Source organism: Chitinophaga sp. sic0106, assembly GCF_019219075.1.
Taxonomy (GTDB): Bacteria; Bacteroidota; Bacteroidia; order Chitinophagales; family Chitinophagaceae; genus Chitinophaga.
This window is the reverse complement of sequence record NZ_JAHUWJ010000004.1, coordinates 119,411-141,464: the sequence shown is the minus strand read 5'-3', so window position 1 is coordinate 141,464 and position 22,054 is coordinate 119,411. Positions and strand designations below refer to the sequence as shown.

The window sequence follows — 22,054 nt, the reverse complement described above, 5'->3', positions numbered from 1 at the left end:
CAGCAGTTCACTGCCGGCATATCAGTTAAATAAATTAGTAAGGAGAATTAAGCTGCTACCAGTCTGGGGGGCTGCCAGATAGCTTTGCTGCCTGCGGTGGAAATGGAGGCAGTATAAACAGGATAGATATAATGTTGTTGCGGATGAATCACAATATATTGCCAGTGGCTGTTGGTCAATAGCTGCACATTGCAGCAGCTGCAAACGCATAAGGGAGAACAAAAGTCCACATGATCCGTATGCTGATCCGCCGGGCTGGCTGTTATAGTGGTCAGAGAAATACCGGGTACAGCAGCCAGGGCGTCGTTGCATGGAATGCAGGACAACACCAGGAGGTAAAGGCTGAATATGTACACGAGTAATTTCATCTCTACAAAAATACAGACTAGCGATTAAAATCACCTTATAAAAAACTGCATCCCTGTTGCGCAATTAGGTTTTGTTGTTAAATTAGACCTATGAACTGTTTAATTGTTGATGATAACAAATTGGCCCGCACTGCTATGAGGCAGCTGGTAAGCCATGTGTCCCAGCTGAAGGTGGTGGGCGAATGCAGCAGCGCCATTGAGGCCTATAATATCCTGCAGCAGGAAAAAGTAGATATTCTGTTACTGGATATTGAGATGCCCGGTATGAGCGGTATTGAACTTACCCGAAACCTCGGTAAAAAAGGACCGGTAATTATCTTCACTACAGCAAAAAAAGAATATGCAGTAGAAGCATTTGAATTACAGGTGGCGGATTATCTTATCAAGCCCGTGAGTCCGGCCAGGTTTATCCAGGCTATTGACCGGGTTAGGGAGATAGCTGACAGCGCCGGGCGCGAGCTCCAGGTATCCGATCAGGAATTCGTATTTATACGCGATAACGGGATACTAAAACGGATACGCATGGATGAGATTTTGTACCTGGAGGCAATGGGTGATTATGTAAAGTTATTTACTGCCCAGAAATTCCATGCAATTCATACCACCCTCAAAGCGCTGGAAGAAAAACTGCCGCAGGCTAAATTCATGCGGGTACACCGGTCATATATAGTGGCATTGGATAAAATCAGTTCTATTGAGGATGGTAGTATTATCATTGAAAAGAATGCTATTCCTGTGGCAGACGCTTACAGGGCCGCGTTGAACAGCAGGTTAAAGTTATTGTGAACCCTCACCGACAGTTTTTCCTCTTTGACCGACACCCCCTGCCCATTGAACCAAATACCCTTAACTGCAGTCAGATGGCGATGTACCTTTAGGTCGTAATCAAAAACAATACATCACATCAAAACTCAATAATCATGAAAAAGTTAGGAATCATGCTCGCCGTTGCTGCTATGGTATTTGTAGGTACTGCCACTTATGCACAGTCTCCTGCTCCTGCCCAGAAAGCTGCCAAAACTGAAAAAACAGCTCCTGAAAAGAAAGCACACAAAGGCACGCACAAGCATCACGCAGGCAAAAAAGCACAGAAACCGGCTGAATCCAGTAAATAAGTTCGCCCCTGTTAATAGCTCAAATATTTAACCTGCTGTTGTAAAGCTTGCTGGTTAAATATTTGAGCTATTTTTATTTTACGTATTTTGAACCGGCTTTCCCTTCGCAACGTTATTTCATCAAACAGACATGCAGCCTAAGAAAATAAAATATTATCTGCTCGGACTCTTCCTCATAGGCATGGCGTTGTTTATTGTGCTGCATGTAAACTCTGCCAAAAACATACGCCAGCTGATTTCAGGTAATGAACAGCTGTTGCAGGAACTCAATGTAAAAAACGAAATACAGAAGCTCCAGACCAGCATGGCACGTACCGACAGTAAGGTACGTGGTACCGTTATTGCCCAGGATAGCCTGCATATTACCGGTATAGAGGCAGATATTGCCGTTATAAAGGCCGACCTCAAAGAAATCAACAAGATAGTACGTAACGATAGTACCGAAAAGCTGCTTACCCAACTGAACTACCTCGTAGATGAAAAAAATTCTTTTAATGTACAGGTGCTGGATACTTTTTATACGCAGGGCAAGTGGGCGGCTGAAAAGCTCATTAACAACCAGAAGGGTAAACGCCTTGGGGAGGCTATAACCGGTATCCTGCATCAGCTGGACAGTACCCGGCAATCGGAAGTAAACCGCACCACCCACCTGATCGACACCAGTGGTCAGAAAGCCCTCAGCTGGGGCGCTATCCTCGTGTTTTTTGCCTGCCTGACCAGTTTGCTCGCCTTTTTATATATCACCAGTCGCATTCACCGCCAGGAGCAGCTGATCGATGAGCTGGATGAGTCACGGGAGCAGGAACGGAAACTCACCGTGGTAAAAGACCAGTTTCTGGCCAATATGAGCCATGAAATACGTACCCCCATGAACTCAGTACTCGGATTTGCTCATCTGCTCAAAAATCAGCCTCTAAATAGCAAATCCAGGGAATATGTGACTGCGATCGACAGCGCCGGGCAAAATCTGCTGGAAATTATCAATGATATCCTCGATATCTCCAAAATAGAATCCGGGATGATGCGGATTGAGCCCAGCTCTTTTAGTCTCCGGGGCGTGTTACACGCAGTATATATGCTTTTTCAGCCTAAGGCAGATGAAAAACACCTCTCCTTACAGGTGACCACGGACGAACAGGTGCCCGATATTTTGTACGGGGATGTAACCCGGCTTACCCAGGTATTGGTGAACCTCACCAGTAATGCGATCAAATTCACCGACGAAGGCCTGGTGAGCATACACGTTGGGAAAATATGGCAGGACGGCAATGCCGTAAGGCTGCTGTTTACGATAAAGGATACCGGTATTGGTATTGACCCCGCCAAGCAGGGTAGCATATTTGACCGCTTTAACCAGGCCGAGGCGGCTACCACCAGGAAATATGGCGGCACCGGGCTGGGGTTAACCATTGTAAAGCAGCTGGTAGAACTGCAAAACGGATTCATTGCCGTGGAAAGCATTCCTGGAGAAGGCACAGCTTTTAAAGTGGAGTTGCCGTATACCCTCGGCGAACCGGCAGCTGATCCCGGCACGGTGGAGGAACAACCAGTGCTGCTCAACGGTCTGCAACAGGACATACGCATCCTGGTAGCGGAAGATAATAAAATGAACCAGCAGCTGCTGCGGCACCTGCTGAGCAACCGCCAGCTCTCCTACCGGATTGTCACCAATGGTGAAGAGGCGCTGCTGGCACTGCAAAAGCACAATTATGACCTGCTGCTGCTGGATATCCAGATGCCTAACGTGGATGGCTACACGGTTATTCAACGCCTGCGGCAGGAACAGCATTCCAATATCCCTGTAATTGCGATGACCGCCCATGCCATGGCAGGGGAAAAAGATAAATGTTTGCAGCTGGGGATGAATGAATATATCCCCAAACCAATACGTGCAGAAGAGCTATACCAGCTGATTGAAGTATATACCGGAAAAACCCTCGGGCCTGACATCTCAGGAAATGACAATGGCGCGATCCTGTCTGATAACGGCCAGTTGATCAGCATGCAGTATTTACAGGAACTGTCGAACGGTAACAGCCAGTTTGAGCAAACCATGCTGCAACAGTTTATTGCACAGATTCCTGAGGACCTGGGTCAGCTGAAAACAGCTATAGAGACTGGGGATTTACCGGCTATCCGTGCGGCTGCCCATCATTTGAAAACAACTGTTTCTTTCATAGGACTGGAAGCGCATGTATATCCATTCCTGGAGCCGCTGGAACATGTAACCGAAGAAAATTTCGCACCTATTGAGGCGATGGAATCCTTTGCCACACTGCGTCAGCTGGCCATGCAGGCTGTGCAGGAAGCCATGAATTTATTACTGTAACGTACAAGGGTATACGTACCTTCACCGACACCAATTCCCCTTTCAACGACGATCGCACCCCGTTCACCGAAACCGCCCACGCTGCGCCCTTTCCCGCCGTAATTTAGTGTTGTAAACACAGACACCAATTTATAAAGCATTTTAAAAGACAAACATCATGAAAAAATTCCTGATCGCTGCTGTAGCAGTAATGACCATTTCTGTTGGAGCATTTGCACAGGCTCCTGCTGCTAAACCAGCAAAGAAAGAAAAAGCTAAAACAGAGGCTAAAGCTGAAGCTAAGCCAGCTGCTGATTCTACAAAGAAAGCAGCACACGTTGCCAAAAAAGCAGCAAAAGCAGAGGTTAAAAAAGGCTAATACAGTTATACAGCGTTTGAGTTCACTGATCCCGTTTCTATCCGAAACGGGATTTTCATTACAGTCGTAAGCCAAATGAAAAAGGGTCTGCTTCCGCAGACCCTTCTTCGTTATATTAGTTACCGGTGGCTTATTTCAGCCCATCCAGTTTCTTTTTCACTTCGTCCATTTTGGCTGTCTGATTTTTGATAGCATAGATTTTCTGCAATGCATACAGGCAGCTTTCGTAGGATTGTTTGTCGCTTGCATCCAGGCTTGCACCTTTTGCAGTGAAAGACTCATCCGCTTTTTCGAAATATGGTAAAGACTGGTTCATCAGGCCTTCCATGCTGGTTTGCAGTTCTTTTGCTTTAGCGGAAGTCTGTTGTTTGCTGTCCAGTTCATTCAGTTGTTTGTTATAAACAACGGCGCGGTTAAAGTAGAGTGCACCGAGCTGGAAGTTAGCGATAGCATCAGCCGGGTTAGCAGCCAGTACTTTTTTGTAAGCTTCTTCGGCTTTACCGATCAGCTCATTGTAGTTAGCTGGTTTAGGTGCATCGTTACCGTTTGGATCGCGTGGGTTGGCGAGGTTATCGAGGCGGATGGCGTAGTCCAGTTGCAGTTGTACATCACTTGGATTTTCTGCAATTTTCTTTTCCAGCATACCGAGGAGTTCAGCTGTTTTACCGGTTTTGGTATAGTACAGCATTTCCATATCGTTGAAGCGTTTGTCTTTAGGGAACACCGCTTTACCTTGTTCGATCGCTTTCAGCCAGTTGGCATTATCACCTTTTTCTTCGTACAGTTGGCCCAGGATTACGTACAGTGCTGGTTCGCCTTTGAATTGCAGGTCTGCAGCTTTCTGCAGGTAAGTCAGTGCGGCATCGGTTTGTTTAGCCTGGCTCGCAGCATAACCGGTATAGAAAATCAGGGAAGTATCTGTAGGCAGGTTGCCACCGAGTTCCTGTTTGTTGTAGAAGGAAACTACTTCTTCCGCTTTGGAGAAGTTGTTCAGGGCTGGTTCCCATTTCTGCTCGTTCAGGGCAGCGTAACCGGCGTTTGCTACAACCGCGTAGATGTTGTACATGGACTGGTTCATCACCAATACCGCTTCCTTCATCTTAGGCTGGATTTCCAGTGCTTTTTTATACGCATCATATGCTTGCAGCGCCAAGGCAGGATCTTTCGCTTTGGTACCCATTGCTTCCAATACCTGACCATCTACCAGCCAGGTTTTGGCATCGTTCTTAGTTTTGTCGTGCTGTAATGCTGCGTCGATATCTGCTTTAGCTTTCTCTAAGTCTTGTTTCTTCAGATTTTCCTCCGCGCTGCTCACTTTGGCTTTTTGAGCCATCACGCTCACTGTTGCGGAACAGAGGAGAACAGAAACCAGTAATTTTTTCATGTCTTGTTTTTTTTAGTTGCTGATTATCTTGTAAGAGTATGGTGCTAAATTATATATGCTATACAATCAGAGATACAGTTACCACTACAGCATTGCGTAATTTTTTACCGGAAAAGAGCTGAGACCATCGGTTTCAGCTCTTTTCCGGCTTTTCCAACGGCTGAAGGCCATTGGAAAAGCCGTGATGGAAAATATTAATTATCAATGATTATTCTTCGTTAGACGGTGCTTCTGCTACATCACCATTTTCTTCAGGTGCAGCGTTTTCGCTGGTTTCACCTGCTTCTGAAGCTTCATCTGTTGGCACTACTAAATCGGTTTCTTCTTCCTGTTCATCCAGGCGTGCTACAGCTGCGATTTCGTCGCTGTCATCCAGGCGGATTAAGCGTACACCCTGTGTGGCACGGCCGGCTTCGCGGATATCTGCTACTGCCATACGGATGGTAATACCTGATTTACAAGTGATCATCAGATCATGGTTCTCGGTTACATCCAGTATTGCAATCAGCTTACCGGTTTTTTCAGTGACGTTAATGGTTTTAACACCTTTACCGCCTCTGTTGGTAATACGGTACTCTTCGATGTTGGTACGTTTACCGTATCCTTTCTCAGAAACAACGAGTACTGTTCTTGATTCGTCTTCCTTAGCAACACAAATCATACCAACCACTTCATCGTTCTCATTATCTACCTCGATACCTCTTACCCCGATGGCGCCACGACCGGTGTCGCGTACGGTATTTTCAGGGAAGCGGATCGCGCGGCCGCTCTTAATGGCCATCATGATCTGGCTCTGGCCGTTGGTCAGTTTAGCTTCCAGCAGCTGGTCGCCATCATTGATGGTAATAGCGTTTACACCGTTCTGACGCGGGCGGCTAAACTCTTCCACCAGCGTCTTCTTGATGATACCATTTTTGGTACAGAGTACAATATAATTGTTATTGATGAAATCTTTATCACCCAGGTCCTTGATATCTATGATCGCACGGATCTTATCATCCTGCGGCAGTTGTATAAGGTTCTGAATAGCACGGCCTTTACCGTTTTTCTCACCTTCCGGAATTTCGTAAACTTTCAGCCAGTAACAGCGTCCTTTTTCGGTAAAGAACAGCATGGTATGGTGGGTGGAGGCCACAAAGAGGTGCTCGATAAAGTCCTCATCGCGGGTACGGCCACCGATGGCACCGCGGCCACCGCGTTTCTGCTGGCGGTAGTCGTAGGCAGAAGTACGTTTGATATAACCCAGGTGAGAGATGGTGATTACCACATCTTCTTCTGCGATAATATCTTCAATACGCATTTCGCTGGCCAGGTACTGGATTTCAGTTTTGCGCTCGTCGCCGAAGCGTTTTTTCACGTCTTCCAGTTCATCTTTGATGATCTTAAAGCGCAGGCCTTCGTCGTTGAGGATTTCGTTGAGGTGAGCGATGAGCTTCATGATCTCGTCATATTCTTCTCTGATTTTGTCACGCTCCATACCGGTCAAACGTTGCAGACGCAGTTCGAGGATGGCTTTGGATTGTATTTCAGAGAGATTGAATTCGCTCATCAAACCTTCTTTCGCGATTTCCGGTGTAGCGGCAGCGCGGATCAGGGCGATCACGGCATCCAGGTGATCCAGTGCGATGAGGTACCCCTGGAGGATATGCGCCTTTTCTTCTGCCTTGCGGAGATCAAAACGCGTTCTTCTCACTACTACTTCATGACGGAATTCGATGAACTCTGCCAGGATATCTTTCAGGTTCAGGATACGCGGACGGCCTTTTACCAGTGCCACGTTGTTGATACCGTAAGAAGTCTGGAGTTCGGAATATTTATATAACTGGTTAATGATCACGTTAGGGATAGCCTCACGTTTCAGATCAATTACCAGGCGCATACCTTCACGATCGCTCTCATCGCGAACATCGGAAATGCCTTCAATAATTTTATCGTTTACCAGCTGGGCGATTTTCTGGTGCAGTACCGCCTTGTTAATCTGGTAAGGCAGTTCATAGATCACCAGGCGCTCGCGTCCTGTTTTGGAAGTTTCTGCCATGATCTTACCACGTACTACTACGCGGCCGCGACCAGTTTCGAAACCTTGTTTAACGCCGTCGAAACCATAGATGATACCACCGGTTGGGAAGTCAGGCGCTTTTACGTGCTTGATCAGTTCTTCAATGGTGATATCGCGGTTATCCACGTACGCAATCAAACCATCCACTACTTCAGAGAGGTTGTGGGGCATGATGTTGGTGGCCATACCTACGGCGATACCGGAAGCTCCGTTGATGAGGAGGTTGGGAATACGTGTAGGCAGTACCGTTGGTTCTTCGAGCGTATCGTCGAAGTTGAGGGTGAAATCCACCGTTTCTTTTTCAATGTCTTCGAGCATTGCCTCTGCCAGCTTCTGCAGACGTACCTCGGTATAACGCATGGCCGCCGGCATGTCACCATCCACGGAACCAAAGTTACCCTGACCATCTACCAGCATGTAGCGAAGGCTCCATGGCTGCGCCATACGAACAATAGTGTCATAGATAGAAGCATCCCCGTGCGGGTGATACTTACCCATTACATCCCCTACAATACGCGCAGACTTTTTGTATGGCTTATTACTGTGGTTACCGGCTTCGTTCATCCCGAAGAGAACGCGGCGGTGTACAGGTTTCAGACCATCCCTTACATCGGGTAAAGCGCGGCCCACAATCACTGACATGGAGTAGTCAATGTAGGCAGTCTTCATTTGTTCCTCGATATTAATCTGGACAATTTTCCCTTCCTGCTGATTTTCCGTATGCTCTGTCATTTAGTATTGATTTACAGATTTTTCTGCTGAAAAATAATAGAGGCAAATATAACCATTTCAGGCCGAAATCCGGCCTAAAAAAAGCAAAATGTGAATAAAATTAGCCATAGGGATAAAACCTGATATTTGAAGTTGATTATATGGTTTAAATGCCAAATGCCAGGATATCAATATCCCCCCGTTTTCGTTATAATGGTAAATTATGTAATTTTACTTTATCTATTATATGTCCCAAATCCCTGATATGTAAGAAATGTCATATTTAGTACCTTTTTGTTCCTAACCCATTGAAATCCAGTTCATATTTATGAGGAATAATATTTATTTTATATAGCTGAATCCGAAATTCATTTTCATTTCGAACATATATAATAAAACTTCTGTTATTCCCCTGATTCTTAATCACTTTTTCCAATAGAAAAGCGTACTATGAAGAACATATTGTTGTTTGGCGCAGGAAAATCTGCAACAAGCCTGATCGACTTCCTTATCACCAATGCCCCCCGGTTAAAATGGCATGTGACGGTCGCTGATCAAGACCTGATGCTGATCAAGTCCAAGACTGGCAAATCTTATTATGCAACCCCCGTAGAACTAGATATTAAGAACCAGGCTGCACGACATCAGCTCATCCAGGAAACCGACCTTGTTATTTCCCTGCTCCCCCCTTCCCTACACATTCTCGTAGCTAAAGACTGCCTACAGTATCGCAAAAACCTGCTCACTGCCTCCTACATCGATGATGAAGTCCGCAAGCTGGAAAAAGATATTGAAGCAGCAGGCCTGCTGTTCATGTATGAAATGGGCCTCGATCCCGGTATCGACCATATGTCGGCCATGAAGCTGATCCACTCCATTGAAAAGAAAGGCGGTCAGATATTTTCATTTAAGTCCTACTGCGGTGGCTTAATATCTCCCGAAAGTATTGACAACCCCTGGCAGTACAAGGTATCATGGAATGCCAGGAACATTGTGCTCTCCGGCAGTACCGGCGCCACTTACAAGGAAAAAGGAAAAATCAGGGAGCTCACCTACGAGCAACTTTTTGACCATAATAAAACGATTCATGTACCAGGCCTCGGTAAAATGGCGTACTACCCTAACCGTGACTCCCTCGCCTACATGAATATTTACAAGCTACAGGAAATTGCCACCTTCATGCGCGCCACCCTGCGCTTTCCCGATTTTTGTGAAGGCTGGAATGCCCTGATAAAACTGGGCCTCACAGATGATGTCCATAAAAAACAAACAGATCAACTCTCCTATTTTGACTGGGCCACCCAAAACCTGGAAGGCAACAAAACCAGCGAAGCACATGATGAATTTGTAGCGCAGCACCTCGGTGTTTCCAGCAAATCAAAAGTAATACGGCAACTGAAATACCTGGGCCTTCTCAATGGTGATCAGATCAAGCTCGGTGAACAAACGAATGCGGGTGTACTGGAACATGTGGTACTGGATAAATTGAAAATGGAGCCACAGGACAAAGACATGATTGTGATGCTGCATGAAATTGAGTTTGAACGCCGCAGTATGGCTACCCGTATGCATTCTTATATGATTGTACAGGGAGAAGATAATGTGCGTACTGCTATGGCAAAAACCGTTGGACTCCCATTAGGTATTATGGCGAAGCTGATCCTCCAGGATAAGATTTCCCTGACGGGATTGCATATTCCGGTGATGCCGGAAGTCTATAATCCGGTGCTGAAGGAGCTGGAAGATTTTGATATCAGGTTTGAAGAGAGTTTTGAATAACAATACATTCGTTATTACCGGGAGGTATTCCGCGCCGGGCGCGGAATACCTCCCAAAGCAAAGAAGGAGAGCCCTGCGGCTCTCCTTCTTTGCTTTTAATCTGCAAGATATTTTTCCAGCAACACCCTTGTCAGCTCCTCCACACCAGTGGTGGCCGGACTTTCAATCTGATGCAGGTTGTTGTAATAACCATCCACCGGAGGTATTTTTTTGTCGATGATAAACTTATGAGCGTGCACCGGTGCGTAATTGAGCAAACCGGCGGCCGGGTAAACATTCAGCGACGTACCAACGACTACGAATATATCTGCCATCCGCACTTCCCGCTGAGCAGGTGCGATCATAGATACTTCCTCACCAAACCATACGATGTGCGGGCGCAGTTGTCCGCCGTCAGGACCTACATCACCGATGCTGATATCACCTTTGATGTCCATGATATTTTGCTCGTCCTCATCATGTACACTGCGCATTTTAAAGATTTCTCCATGCAGGTGCATCACGTTGGTAGATCCTGCTCTTTCATGGAGGTCATCGATGTTTTGTGTGATAATGCGTACTTCAAAATGTTCTTCCAGTTTTGCAAGGCCGATATGGGCGGCATTAGGTTGAGCGCTGCCTACATCTTTGCGGCGCACATTGTAGAAGTCCAGCACCAGTGCCGGATCTTTACGCCAACCATCAGGAGATGCCACCGCATACACGTCGTATCCTTCCCACAGTCCGTCTGAATCACGGAATGTTTTAAGGCCGCTTTCTGCGCTGATACCTGCTCCGGTTAGCACTACCAGTCTCTTTTTCATGAGAATATTATTTGGGATTAAGGTTATGCCGTTTTATGCATGGTCCCTTACTTCATTCCACCCATCTCCATGATCACCTTGAATTCTTCCGGTGTAACGTTACAAACGGAGAGGCGTCCCTGACGGATAAGCGACAGGTTGGCCAGGCTTTTTTCGGCCTTCATTGCGGCCAGGGTAACAGGTTTTTTGAAAGGCTTCAGGGGCTTCAGGTCCACTACTACCCAGTTAGGATCAGGTGTGGTGGGGTCCTGATAAGATTCTTTGGCTACAGTGGCCAGTCCTACAATTTCCAATCCTTCATTGCTATGATAAAAGAGGACCTGGTCACCCTTTTGCATGGCTTTGAGATTATTCCGCGCCTGATAATTACGTACGCCATCCCAGAAGGTCACTTTGTCTTTTACAAACTGCTCCCAGGAATATTTAAATGGCTCAGACTTCACCAGCCAGTAGTTCATTGTTGCTGTGTTTTGATGATGATGCAGGGGATTACCAGCCGCTGGCCAGGACATCCGCGATGTGCATGAGTTTAATATTGGTTCCGTGTTTGCGAATATAGCCGTCGAGGTGCATGAGGCATGACAGGTCAGTGGAGATCAGGTAGTCTGCTCCGCTGGCTACCGCGTTATTGACTTTTTGTTCGCCCATACCCATGGATATAGGCTCAAATTTAACGGAGAATGTACCTCCGAAGCCGCAGCATGTTTCACAGTCATTCATTTCCTTCAGTTCCAGTCCCTTCACATTTTCCAGCAATTTTCTGGGTCCTTGTTTGATACCGCATTCTCTCAATGCGCCGCAGGCGTCGTGATAGGTGCCAATTCCGTTGAGGCTGGCGCCTAAATCTGTCACGTGCAAAACATCCACCAGGAATTCGGTAAACTCGAAAAGGTTTTTCTTCAGGAGTTTCACTTCATTGTGTGCGGCGGAGTTATCAAACAGTTTTCCGTAGTAGTTGCGGACAAATCCGGTACAGGAACCGCTTGGTGCTACAATATAATCAAAAGTATGGAAGTCTTTCAGGAATTTGGTGGCTACCGAGCGGCATTCGTCGTGATACCCTGCGTTGAATGCGGGCTGGCCGCAGCAGGTTTGCTCGGGGTTATAGGCCACGTTGCATCCCAGTTTCTCCAATACTTTCACCATATTGAAAGCGGTTTCCGGGAACATTTGGTCTACAAAGCATGGTATGAATAACTGTACGTTCATCTTATAGTTTTAGCTCTTTGCCAATGACCTTTGCAGTGCTATCATTTTCAGTGCGGTGATAGCAGCTTCTTCTCCTTTATGACCGTGTGCCCCACCCAGGCGGTCGAGTGCCTGTTGTTCGTTGTCTACTGTAAGAATTCCAAATATAACGGGAACGGGTAACTGAAGGTTCAGTTGCAGTATTCCTTCCGTAACGGCTTTACATACATAGTCAAAGTGTGGTGTTTCACCACGGATTACGCAACCAAATGCAATAATAGCGCCAGGTTGATTACCGGTACCCTGGGTAGCCTCCCAGTATTGCTTACAGGCGTATGGCAGTTCAAATGCGCCGGGAACAACAATCTTGTTGGTTTTAGCCACTTTGTACTGTGCCAGTGATTTTTCGCAACCGGCTACCAGTTCGTTGATGATATGGTCGTTCCATTCGGTATAGACCATAACAACACTGGCATCCTCCAGGTTGAGAATGCCAGCATCATTTAATAAGCTCTTGTTATTATCAGACATATTCTGTTGCTTTCATTTGCTGATGTGTAGCAGCTTTTAGCATCCGAATATCTTTTCATTCCGGCTGCTAAAAGCCAGCCACTGCACCGATATTAGTTTCTTACATCACCGAGAACAGCGAGATATTTATCGATCTCTCTGCCTTCAGCACTCATTGGATATTTTTCTTTGATCTCTTTGAAGATCGCTACGGCGTCCTGGTCTTTACCAGCTTTACGCAGTGCCATTCCGGCGCGGAACAGGTATACAGGCGCAGTCAGTTCGTTGTCGTTATAATGACCGGCTTTTTTGTAAAACTCGATACCGTCGTTTACCTGGTTCAGTTCCATGTAAGCGTCGCCGATGAGGCCAAATGCAGCAGGTTGCAGCATCAGGTCATCAGAAGAGAAATTTTTCAGCATGTCGATACCTTTCTGGTATTCGCCCAGGCGGATGTAGCATACGCCGGCGCTGTATTTAGCAACATTACCCGCTTTGGTGCTGCCGTATTTATCGATCACCTGCAGGAAACCGTAGTTGTTACCATTACCATTCAGGGCAACTTTGAAAGAATCTACCGCAAAGCTGTTCTGCGCCTGGAAAATCATTTCCTGGGCTTTGGTTTCATTAGGTTGTTTAATGAAACGGTTGTATGCGAAGAAACCTCCGACAACTACTACCACTGCGAGGAGGCCAATATTGATAATATTTTTATTCTTGGTATAGAAATCCTCCGCGCGGTGCATTGACCCCTGCAGGTCGAAATCCTGAGATGCAGTTTGCGGTTCAGTGGCTTTATTTTTAGTTTCTGCCATTTTAATGTGTAATTGTAGTTGCTTGGTTTATGAATAGCTGCAAGTGAATAACAGTCCCTCCGGAGCTGATCCGAAGGGACTGTTATTGCAAGTTAATGACTTTTAGTCAACGATAAACGGATAATCTTCCTGGATATAAACATCCTTCAGCAGTTCATCGTCAGAAGGCCAAGGAGATTCTTCCGCAAATTGCACGCAATCTTCCACCTCTTTCTTCACTTTATCGTTTATGGCTTCGATCTCAGCTTCAGTAGCCCATTTGTTCTTCTGGATTACTTTCAGAACCTGGTTGATCGGATCCTGCTCTTTATAATCTTCTACCTCTTCTTTAGTACGGTATTTCGCAGGATCACTCATAGAGTGACCACGGTAGCGGTAAGTTTTTACTTCCAGCAAGGTAGGACCTTCACCGGCGCGAGCGCGTTTAACTGCTCTTTCAAAACCCTCGTGTACCGCTTCGCAGCTCATACCATCGATGGTATCGGAAGGCATTTCATAAGCGTTAGACAGCTTATAAATGTCCAGTACGTTAGAAGTACGTTCTACTGAAGTACCCATCGCGTACATGTTGTTCTCACAAACAAATATTACCGGGAGTTTCCACAGCATGGCCATGTTAAAGGTTTCATGCAGGATACCCTGGCGTGCAGCACCGTCACCGAAGAAGCATACCGCCACATTATCAGTTCCTTTGTACTGCTCTGCGAAAGCAAGACCAGCGCCTGTTCCTATCTGTGCACCCACGATACCGTGACCGCCGTAGAAGCTGTGCTCCACAGAGAAAAAGTGCATACTTCCTCCCTTACCTTTGGAACAACCTGTCGCCTTACCATACAATTCCGCCATACAAGCATTAGCAGAAATACCTTTCGCTAAAGCCAATCCGTGATCACGGTACGCGGTAATGAATTTATCGTCCGGCTTTGTAGCTGTCATTGCACCAGCAGCAATTGCTTCCTGTCCTATGTACAAATGGCAAAAACCACGGATCTTCTGCATACCATACAATTGGCCCGCCTTTTCTTCAAAACGGCGCAGCAAAAGCATCAATTCATACCAGTACAGATACGTCTCTTTGGTGAATTTCGTCTTCACGTCTGTTTTAGTTTGCACTCTTTCTAAATTTGTTCGCAAATATAACAGGAAAATCCTAAAATTTAAATATCAATTCCAATTCCTGATAAATTATGCAATTTCATCAAATTCAGTGAGTTTTGCAGTTAGGAACTGAAAAGCAGCCGCAGACGTCCACCCGACACGGCTTTTTATCAGTTATAAATCATCGTAAATTTGCATATTAATCAGATCGAATATTTTTTTTCTTTGCTGCATATAAGAAACATATCAATCGTACAATTCAAAAACTACGCCGGGCGCAACTTCCAGTTCCACCAGCGGATTGTAGGCATTACCGGCCGCAACGGCTCCGGTAAAACCAACCTCCTCGACGCCATCTACTACCTCTGCTTCACCAAAAGCTATTTTAACGCCAACGAAAGCCACAATACCCAGTACCAGACCAACGGCTTCCGGCTCGAAGGCATGCTCGACCGTAACGGCAGCATAGAAAAAGTGGTTTGCACCCTCAAGGAAGGCAAAAAGGAAATCTCTCTCAACGAGGATAAATACGAGAAATTCAGCCGCCATATCGGTCAGTTCCCGGCCGTTATGATTGCTCCCGATGATGCCGAAATCATCACCGGCGGCAGCGAGGAACGCCGCAAATGGCTCGATACCCTCCTATCCCAGCTCAATCCGGACTACCTCGAGCACCTCATCACCTACCAGAAAATCCTCCTCCAGCGCAACACCCTCCTGAAAAATATGGAGCAGGCCGGCCCCGCCGCCAACCAACTGCTGGATGTGTTCGATCTCCAACTGGTACAACATGGGACACCCGTCTATCTCACCAGAAAGAAATTCCTGGCAGACTTCATCCCACAGGTTCAACGCCTGTACGACTACATCTCCGGCACACACGAAGTTGTCAATATCCGCTACCAATGCTCCCTGCTGGAAGAAGACTTCGAAAAACAACTCAGCGCCGCCAGGTTCAGAGATATGCAGCTCCAACGCACCAGTACCGGCATTCACCGCGATGACCTCGTGTTCCTGCTCAACGACTACCCCATGAAATCCAGTGCCTCCCAGGGGCAGCGCAAAAGCTTTCTATTTGCCCTCAAACTGGCGCAATACGAAGTGCTGAAGCAACATAAACGCTTCCCGCCCCTCCTGCTGCTCGATGATGTATTCGAAAAGCTGGACCAGGAAAGAGTGATGCGACTCATCGCCCTGGTGGCCAGTCCGGACTATGGACAGGTATTTATTACCGATACCCATGCAGCCCGCCTGCAGCAAGCATTTGAGGCTACAGGAGAAAATATCCAGGTGATAAACATTTAAGGAAAGGAACAGTAAAATTTCATAATTTCGCACCATGCGTCACGGAACCACCAGTATAGGAGATGCCCTCAGGGAATTTATGAACAAAAGCAGGATGAAACCCCGCCTGACAGAAGTTCGTATCCAGGAAAACTGGGAACAGATAATGGGGAAAACGATTGCAAGGTATACTTCCGGGATTCAGTTAATCGATGGGAAATTGATCATAACTACCAGTGTGGCGCCACTTAAACAGGAGTTATCTTATTCTAAAGACAAGATTATCAAATTGGTCAATGAAATGCTGGGAGAAAACGCGGTCAAAGAAGTAATGATCCGTTAATTGCTGGCAAACTGTTTCACGAGGCCGTTCACATCTTCTATTTTCAATGTCGTATGCAGGTTGATTACCGTTAACTCCCTGTCGCCCTGAATCAACATCACCAGGTCGCCCAGCTCGTCATTTTTACCCTTGTTCAGGATATGAATCTGGTTATTTTGTTCCCGCACTTCCATCAGTAATTCGTAATGGTCTTTTACTTCCAGGTTGCGTTTCAACTTAAACACATCGTTCGCTGCAATCGCAGTACTGTCCAGGTTTTCAAAGGAATAGATCCGCAGGTTTTTTACCTTGTCAATTAGTTTTTTGGCAGCTATTGTTTCAGGATCATCATCCTTATCCATCTTCATCACCATCCCTGCCAGCTTCATGGCCATGGAACCGAGGTGCACGGTGGTCATATCCGCCTTACCTTTAAAGCTGTCCTTAAATTCCCGGATACTTTTCTCCTGGGCAGCCACAGTGCCTGCCATCAATAACATACTACAGCCAATTAAGAATGTTTTCATACGTCGTTGGTTTTAATTGTGAGGTTACTTTTTCTTGCGTACATTCTTGAGATTATCCATACCCTGGATATCAATGTTGGACGCGATCTGTGAGATTTCGTTGAGGTCAATATCCCCTACCAGGCTCATAGCCAGGAACTGTGAAGTACCGCCTACCAGCATTACCAGCTCATTGATGTTGCCCTTGGCGTTTTCTTTCACGAGAAATTTGAGGTCGCTTTCTTTATCACGAATGGTCATCAGCTCCTCAAAATCGCTGCCGAGGTAAGCTGCTGCTTCGCGGTACAAACGCTGACCGTCTTTGGTGGTTTCTTTGCTGAGAATGCGCAGGCCTTTGAGCTTTTGCACCACCCGCATAAATGTTTTGGCATCGGGATCGTTGGCATCGAATTTTCCAAACATGCTGAACATTTTGGGAGTAATGGTAATCACGGTGAAACTGCGGTCATTCTCGTATCGCTGAAAGAAGCGTTCAATTACGCTACTCCCCTGTTGCGCAAACAGCTGGCAACTGAGCAATACAGTGATGATTAATAATAGTGATCGTTTCATCTCTCTAAAATTTAAAAGTAAATCGGTTGGTTTTAATTACTTCCTTGTAGCTTTTCTACGGCGGTATTGAAATAAGACAACTGTTGCATTTTATCAGTGCCTTTATTAAAGTTGCGACTGAGCATTGCCAATGCTTTTTTGGCTTCCATATAAGCCTTTCGATCTTCCGCTTCCTGGCGGGCCGCTATTAGCTTGGTTTCATGGTGCTGACGGAAGGCATAGCCAATCCCTGCCAGCATTAGCACTACGGCGGCATATTTCATCCAGTTACGGAACGGGTGCATACGCACCACCCTGGCAGGGGCCTGCTGAGGCGGCGTTTCCTGCAGGAAGGACATATCCCATTCCGGCTCTGCGGGAAACTGTGTTTCCTCGCCGAAATACTGAAACAGCGGTGCTGCTTCCTGCAATTCTTCCGGCAGATCGGCATGTGTTCCACTGAAAAAAGCTTTCAGTTCGGCCTCTTCTGCCAGGGAAGTTTCTCCTTCCCAATACTTTTCAAGCAGGGCGCTGATTGCTTTATAATCCATATACCTGTTGATTTTGTAGTTTTTCCCGTACACTCTTTCTGGCACGGTGCAAATTCACTTTTACTTCATTCACATCTATATCCAACGCTTCGGCAATTTCCTGGTACGAAAGCCCATCCATATCACGTAGCTGCATGATGTTGCGATACTTTTCCGGTAAGGCATTGATCGCTGCATGCACCTTATTCATCACTTCATTTCGTTCAGTGGCCGCATGTGGATTTCTCTGATGAAGGGCCGGGAGCTCGCTGGCCTTGTCGAGGGTGTCAGCTATCCGGTATTTACGGGATTTAATCTTATCCAGTGCCAGGTTGCGGGTAATCCGCATACACCAGGCCTCCAGGTTTTGCAGCTCCATCATCTTGCCCTGCATAGCCCAAACCTTCATCAGTGCATCCTGAGTAATGTCCTTTGCATCTTCCTCATCACCCAGCAGCCGGTAGGCAAAGCGGAAAAGCTTTGTTCTGACTGGTACAACCTGGGAAAGAAATAGTTCTAATGACATGTAGAATACCACTGTTTGATAGGAAGACGACTGGTAAATGGAGATGTTACAAAAAATTATAAATTTTTTTTCGGGAGATGTTAATCCAGTCTGATACGAGGATCTATCGCGCCATAGAGGAGGTCGGCGAGGATATTTACCAGCACAAAAATGCCGGCAGTAAATAATATAGCGCCCATTACCACCGGAAAATCATATTTGTCCAATGCTTCCACGGTGATTTTGCCAATGCCTTTCCAGCCGAAAATATATTCCACAAAAAAGGCACCTGCCAATAGTTCTGCAAACCAGCCGGTTACGGCGGTCAGCACTGGATTGAGGGCGTTAGGAAGTGCATGACGGAGCAATATAGCCCTGCTGGCGAGGCCTTTAGCCCGGGCGGTACGGATATAGTCCTGGTGCAGTACATCCAGCATGGCACTGCGGGTAAGCTGCACAATGATGGCCAACGGCCTGATTCCCAGGGTTAGTGCGGGCAATACCAGGTTACGGCCATTCAACACTCTCCCTTTAAAGGGATCGATATCGTATAAACTGCCGGTCATGTGCAGTCCGGTGTAATCACTTAGTAAGAAACCAAAGATATATGCCAGTACAATGCCCGCGAAAAAAGACGGCGCACTGATGCCCAGCACACTGGCGAATACGGAACCGGTGTCCAGCCAGGTATTTTGCTTTACGGCAGCCAGTATACCCAGTCCTATGCCGACAATGGTGGCAAAGATCATAGCTGCCGCTGCCAGCAGCAAGGTGCCGGGCAGGGCTTCCATCAGCATGTCCCATACGGGCTTTTTACCCTGATAGGACCTGCGGAGGTAAGGTGCTTTCAGTAACAGCGTTTTGCCGGAGTTAAATTTTATGAGGGGGAGATAACTAAAGTTTGTGTTGGCTTCATTGGTTTCGTGCAAGCCCAATGGCGACAAATCATTGAGATATAACAAGAACTGCATCCCCACCGGTTGGTCGAGATGCAGTTCTTTTCTTACATTTTCCAGTGAGGAAACATCAGCGCGCTGTCCCAGTGTCAGCCGGGCCGGATCGCCTGGCAGTACATTGAAGAGGAAGAACACCAGCGTTACTACGCCCAGTAACACCAGCAGTCCGTAACCGGTTTTTCTCAGCAGGAAGCGCAGCATATGATTACGGGTATTATATTATGGAATATCGTGGTAAGCCCATTTACCTTTAATCGTGCCTTTGTCGAGCAGGATCAGACCAGGATTACTTCTTACAGCCGTTTTGATAGCCACACCATCCATCTGCAGGAACTGGAAGGTTAAACCTTTCTCCTGCTGGAAGGCCGCGATTTCTTCTTTAGTGGAAGCGGTCACCCCAAAGATTTCAATTTCTCCTGCCTGTTGTTTGGCCTGGAGGGCTTTTATTTTTTCTTCCCATCCGGTGCCGGCAGCGCTGGTATTGAGCACCATAAACAGGTATACAGGTTTGGCTTCTTCCAGCACACCCTGGGTTTGGTTGCCACCGTCCAGGTCCATCAGGATGAAATCCTTAATGGCCGGTTCTGCATTTCCTTTTTTGATCAGTTTATCCTTACGGTCTACAAACACCCAGGTAGAATCGGACCAAGGGTAGTTGTCTTCCATAAATTCTTTCTTCACGCCATCCTTTTCATAAATGAAGGTCATCTGGTATACGTCAGGAGTAGCGCCCGGCGGCAATTTCATCTTTTCAGGAATATTATTTCCCACCTTATAAGCCAGGCAATCAATCACCGGCAGATGACGCAGGGTATACCACTGGATACCAAATGAAAATACGGCTGATACAAATACGATGAAGCCTGCTCCTTTAATAAGCGGGTTGATATCGTTACGTTTTACAAAGATCAGCAGGATCATTACAAACAGGATCACATCTTTCCAGAAAGTTTGTGAGGCGGTGAGTTTAATACAATCCCCGAAGCAACCACATTCGCGGATGGTGCCGCTAAACAGGGCGTACCCGGTGAGGAAGGTAAAAAACGCGATCAGCAACAGCAACAGCACAGAAAAAGTGCGCATGCGGTAACCCACAAGCACGGCTACACCGGCGATGATTTCGAAAGCGTTCATGATCACGGAAAAGGCCAGTGAATAAGGCGAGAGGAAGGTCAGGTGTAACACCTCAAAAAACTCGTCCATTTTGTAGCTCAGTCCCAGTGGATCATTGGCTTTGATCAACCCGGAAAAAATAAACAACACCCCTACCAGGATACGAAACAGGTTTAGGAAAATTTTCATAAGTTATTTAATGGTTTAGTTTAGGATTGCTGGGTTTCACTGATCTTAATCAATGCAAACAGGGCATAGTTGATGATATCTGTGTAATTGGCATCGATCCCTTCGGATATCAGCGTCTTCCCCTGGTTACGAATAATTTGCTTGATGCGCAGCAATTTGGTGAGGATGAGGTCTGCAAAGGATTCCTGGCTCATATCTCTCCATGCTTCACCATAATCATGGTTTTTGGCGAGCATCACCTCCTCTACTTCTGCGCGGTACTTATTATATAAGGCCTCCACTTCCGCCACCGGTAAGTCCGTATAGGGGTTACCGTTTTGTTGCAGTTGTATGAGTCCGATGATACCATAATTAACAATTGCCTTGAATTCTCCTTCAATATTATCTGCTACTTTCTGTACACCGGTTTCCTGGATGGTACGGATACGCTGGGCTTTAATAAAAATCTGGTCTGTCACAGAAATCGGCCGCAGTACTCTCCACGAGGTACCATAGTCTGTTGTTTTTTTTAAAAAAATATCCTTACAACCATCAAATGCGGCGTGATATTGTGCTAATGTATCCATAAATTCAGAGGCTAAAATCATAAATTGCAGGCAGGCGAATGGATTAAATCCCGCTCACCTTGCTTACATTACGTAAATTGCAGGGCAAAATAAAGAATTTCAGATAAACAGGCGGAACTATTACCATGAAAACTAACCATATCCATACACTTCCATCACTTTCGATCAATTGCCGGGGCAGGCTGCTATCCCTTGCAACACCTGTGGTGATGGGCATTATCAACGTAACGGACGACTCCTTTTATGAGGGCAACCGGATGCGTGAACTGCACCATGTGGTAGAGAAAGCGGGCAAGCATCTGGCAGAAGGTGCTGCCATACTGGACCTGGGGGCGCAAAGTACCAGGCCGGGTGCCGAGGTAATTGGCGCCGAGGAAGAACTGAACAGATTATTACCTGCCATTCATGCCATCATACATCATTATCCGGAAGCCATTATTTCCATCGATACCTGGTATGCATCGGTGGCTGAAAAAACGGTACATGCAGGTGCTGCTATTATCAATGATATTAGTTCGGGAGATTTAGATCCTGCAATGATACCTGTAGCGGGTAAATTACAGGTACCATATATTGCTATGCATATGCTGGGTAAGCCAGCTACCATGCAGGCAAACCCGGCGTATGAAAATGTTACCCGGGAGGTGCTGGACTACCTGATCCGCAAACTGGCGGAATGCCGGGCGGCGGGCATCCGCGATTTCATTGCCGATCCGGGATTTGGTTTTGGCAAAACACTGGACCATAACTATGAGCTGATGAGTCAGTTGCACCTGGTGGCAGAAATACTGCAAACGCCGGTGCTGACGGGCATCAGCCGCAAGTCCATGATATACAAGTTACTGGGCACCAGCCCGGTGGAGGCTCTCAATGGCACTACCGTACTTAACACGATAGCCTTGCAACAGGGCACACATATTCTGAGGGTACATGATGTAAAAGAAGCAGTAGAAACAATTAGGATCTTAGACAAGCTGAAAGGATAACCCTGGTTATCCAACGGCAATATAAATT

The 22,054-nt window shown here is 46.5% G+C and carries 24 protein-coding genes; 8 read left to right on the top strand and 16 right to left on the bottom strand.

The annotated features are described in order from the left end of the window. Positions 1-47: 47 nt before the first annotated feature. Positions 48-368: a DUF6660 family protein gene (locus KW844_RS07770; protein ID WP_218376149.1), complete on the bottom strand. Its 321-nt coding sequence runs from the start codon at positions 366-368 to the stop codon at positions 48-50. Between the two features lie 90 nt (positions 369-458). Here KW844_RS07770 and KW844_RS07765 point away from each other — a divergent pair, with 90 nt between their 5' ends. From KW844_RS07765 to KW844_RS07750, 4 genes are all read left to right on the top strand, one after another. Further along, positions 459-1,154 (top strand): LytTR family DNA-binding domain-containing protein, encoded by a 696-nt coding sequence (locus tag KW844_RS07765; protein ID WP_218376148.1) that lies wholly within the window; start codon positions 459-461, stop codon positions 1,152-1,154. 134 nt (positions 1,155-1,288) lie between these two features. Then, positions 1,289-1,483 carry a hypothetical protein gene (locus KW844_RS07760; RefSeq protein WP_218376147.1) on the top strand — a complete coding sequence of 65 codons (195 nt, stop codon included), beginning with the start codon at positions 1,289-1,291 and terminating at the stop codon, positions 1,481-1,483. 130 nt (positions 1,484-1,613) lie between these two features. Beyond that, positions 1,614-3,812, top strand: a complete 2,199-nt coding sequence (locus KW844_RS07755) for a response regulator (RefSeq protein ID WP_218376146.1) — start codon at positions 1,614-1,616, stop codon at positions 3,810-3,812. A gap of 157 nt (positions 3,813-3,969) precedes the next feature. After that, positions 3,970-4,170 carry a hypothetical protein gene (locus KW844_RS07750; RefSeq protein WP_218376145.1) on the top strand — a complete coding sequence of 67 codons (201 nt, stop codon included), beginning with the start codon at positions 3,970-3,972 and terminating at the stop codon, positions 4,168-4,170. A gap of 130 nt (positions 4,171-4,300) precedes the next feature. Here KW844_RS07750 and KW844_RS07745 read toward each other — a convergent pair whose 3' ends face one another. Both KW844_RS07745 and gyrA read right to left on the bottom strand, forming a co-directional pair. Further along, positions 4,301-5,554 carry a lipopolysaccharide assembly protein LapB gene (locus KW844_RS07745; RefSeq protein WP_218376144.1) on the bottom strand — a complete coding sequence of 418 codons (1,254 nt, stop codon included), beginning with the start codon at positions 5,552-5,554 and terminating at the stop codon, positions 4,301-4,303. Positions 5,555-5,762: 208 nt separating this feature from the next. Beyond that, the gene (gyrA, locus tag KW844_RS07740) at positions 5,763-8,345 is read right to left on the bottom strand and encodes a DNA gyrase subunit A (RefSeq protein ID WP_218376143.1); all 2,583 of its coding nucleotides are present in this window, start codon (positions 8,343-8,345) and stop codon (positions 5,763-5,765) included. Positions 8,346-8,774: 429 nt separating this feature from the next. On the opposite strand from gyrA, the gene KW844_RS07735 reads away from it, so the two are divergent. Next, a complete protein-coding gene (locus KW844_RS07735) occupies positions 8,775-10,103 on the top strand; it encodes a saccharopine dehydrogenase C-terminal domain-containing protein (RefSeq protein ID WP_218376142.1) in 1,329 nt (442 codons plus the stop codon). Positions 10,104-10,198: 95 nt separating this feature from the next. Here the strand turns inward: KW844_RS07735 and KW844_RS07730 are convergent, their stop codons facing one another. The 6 genes from KW844_RS07730 to pdhA all read right to left on the bottom strand — a co-directional run bounded on the left by KW844_RS07730 (position 10,199) and on the right by pdhA (position 14,514). After that, the gene (locus KW844_RS07730) at positions 10,199-10,906 is read right to left on the bottom strand and encodes a Sir2 family NAD-dependent protein deacetylase (protein ID WP_218376141.1); all 708 of its coding nucleotides are present in this window, start codon (positions 10,904-10,906) and stop codon (positions 10,199-10,201) included. 47 nt (positions 10,907-10,953) lie between these two features. Next, entirely contained in the window at positions 10,954-11,364 is a 411-nt protein-coding gene (locus KW844_RS07725; RefSeq protein ID WP_218376140.1) for an EVE domain-containing protein, read from the bottom strand. Positions 11,365-11,395: 31 nt separating this feature from the next. Next, on the bottom strand, positions 11,396-12,115 hold the full coding sequence (locus tag KW844_RS07720) for a (Fe-S)-binding protein (protein WP_218376139.1): 720 nt from the start codon (positions 12,113-12,115) through the stop codon (positions 11,396-11,398). Positions 12,116-12,124: 9 nt separating this feature from the next. Further along, positions 12,125-12,625, bottom strand: coding sequence for a 6,7-dimethyl-8-ribityllumazine synthase (gene ribH, locus KW844_RS07715; RefSeq protein ID WP_218376138.1), 501 nt, complete (start codon positions 12,623-12,625; stop codon positions 12,125-12,127). A 92-nt stretch (positions 12,626-12,717) separates the two neighbouring features. Then, positions 12,718-13,419, bottom strand: coding sequence for a tol-pal system YbgF family protein (locus tag KW844_RS07710; RefSeq protein WP_218376137.1), 702 nt, complete (start codon positions 13,417-13,419; stop codon positions 12,718-12,720). Positions 13,420-13,521: 102 nt separating this feature from the next. Continuing rightward, a complete protein-coding gene (pdhA, locus tag KW844_RS07705; protein ID WP_218376136.1) occupies positions 13,522-14,514 on the bottom strand; it encodes a pyruvate dehydrogenase (acetyl-transferring) E1 component subunit alpha in 993 nt (330 codons plus the stop codon). A gap of 228 nt (positions 14,515-14,742) precedes the next feature. On the opposite strand from pdhA, the gene KW844_RS07700 reads away from it, so the two are divergent. Together KW844_RS07700 and KW844_RS07695 are read left to right on the top strand one after the other, a co-directional pair. Continuing rightward, entirely contained in the window at positions 14,743-15,822 is a 1,080-nt protein-coding gene (locus KW844_RS07700; RefSeq protein ID WP_218376135.1) for a DNA replication/repair protein RecF, read from the top strand. Positions 15,823-15,856: 34 nt separating this feature from the next. Next, entirely contained in the window at positions 15,857-16,144 is a 288-nt protein-coding gene (locus KW844_RS07695) for a DUF721 domain-containing protein (protein WP_073080293.1), read from the top strand. Here the strand turns inward: KW844_RS07695 and KW844_RS07690 are convergent. From KW844_RS07690 to KW844_RS07660, 7 genes are all read right to left on the bottom strand, one after another. Next, on the bottom strand, positions 16,141-16,650 hold the full coding sequence (locus KW844_RS07690; protein WP_218376134.1) for a DUF4252 domain-containing protein: 510 nt from the start codon (positions 16,648-16,650) through the stop codon (positions 16,141-16,143). The two genes, KW844_RS07695 and KW844_RS07690, sit on opposite strands and share 4 nt — an antisense overlap. 24 nt (positions 16,651-16,674) lie before the next feature. Then, complete coding sequence (locus KW844_RS07685; protein WP_218376133.1) at positions 16,675-17,202, bottom strand: DUF4252 domain-containing protein; 528 nt, start codon at positions 17,200-17,202, stop codon at positions 16,675-16,677. Between the two features lie 32 nt (positions 17,203-17,234). Next, positions 17,235-17,732 carry a hypothetical protein gene (locus KW844_RS07680; RefSeq protein WP_218376132.1) on the bottom strand — a complete coding sequence of 166 codons (498 nt, stop codon included), beginning with the start codon at positions 17,730-17,732 and terminating at the stop codon, positions 17,235-17,237. Next, the gene (locus KW844_RS07675) at positions 17,722-18,237 is read right to left on the bottom strand and encodes an RNA polymerase sigma factor (RefSeq protein ID WP_218376131.1); all 516 of its coding nucleotides are present in this window, start codon (positions 18,235-18,237) and stop codon (positions 17,722-17,724) included. Before KW844_RS07675 ends, KW844_RS07680 begins: the two co-directional genes overlap by 11 nt. Before the next feature lie 80 nt (positions 18,238-18,317). Next, positions 18,318-19,373, bottom strand: coding sequence for an ABC transporter permease (locus KW844_RS07670; protein ID WP_218376130.1), 1,056 nt, complete (start codon positions 19,371-19,373; stop codon positions 18,318-18,320). A gap of 18 nt (positions 19,374-19,391) precedes the next feature. Then, a complete protein-coding gene (locus tag KW844_RS07665) occupies positions 19,392-20,474 on the bottom strand; it encodes a BT_3928 family protein (protein WP_218376129.1) in 1,083 nt (360 codons plus the stop codon). Positions 20,475-20,494: 20 nt separating this feature from the next. Further along, on the bottom strand, positions 20,495-21,040 hold the full coding sequence (locus tag KW844_RS07660) for a DUF1599 domain-containing protein (RefSeq protein WP_218376128.1): 546 nt from the start codon (positions 21,038-21,040) through the stop codon (positions 20,495-20,497). A gap of 125 nt (positions 21,041-21,165) precedes the next feature. Between KW844_RS07660 and folP the strand changes: the two genes are divergently transcribed. Continuing rightward, complete coding sequence (folP, locus tag KW844_RS07655) at positions 21,166-22,026, top strand: dihydropteroate synthase (RefSeq protein WP_218376127.1); 861 nt, start codon at positions 21,166-21,168, stop codon at positions 22,024-22,026. Positions 22,027-22,054: the final 28 nt, after the last annotated feature.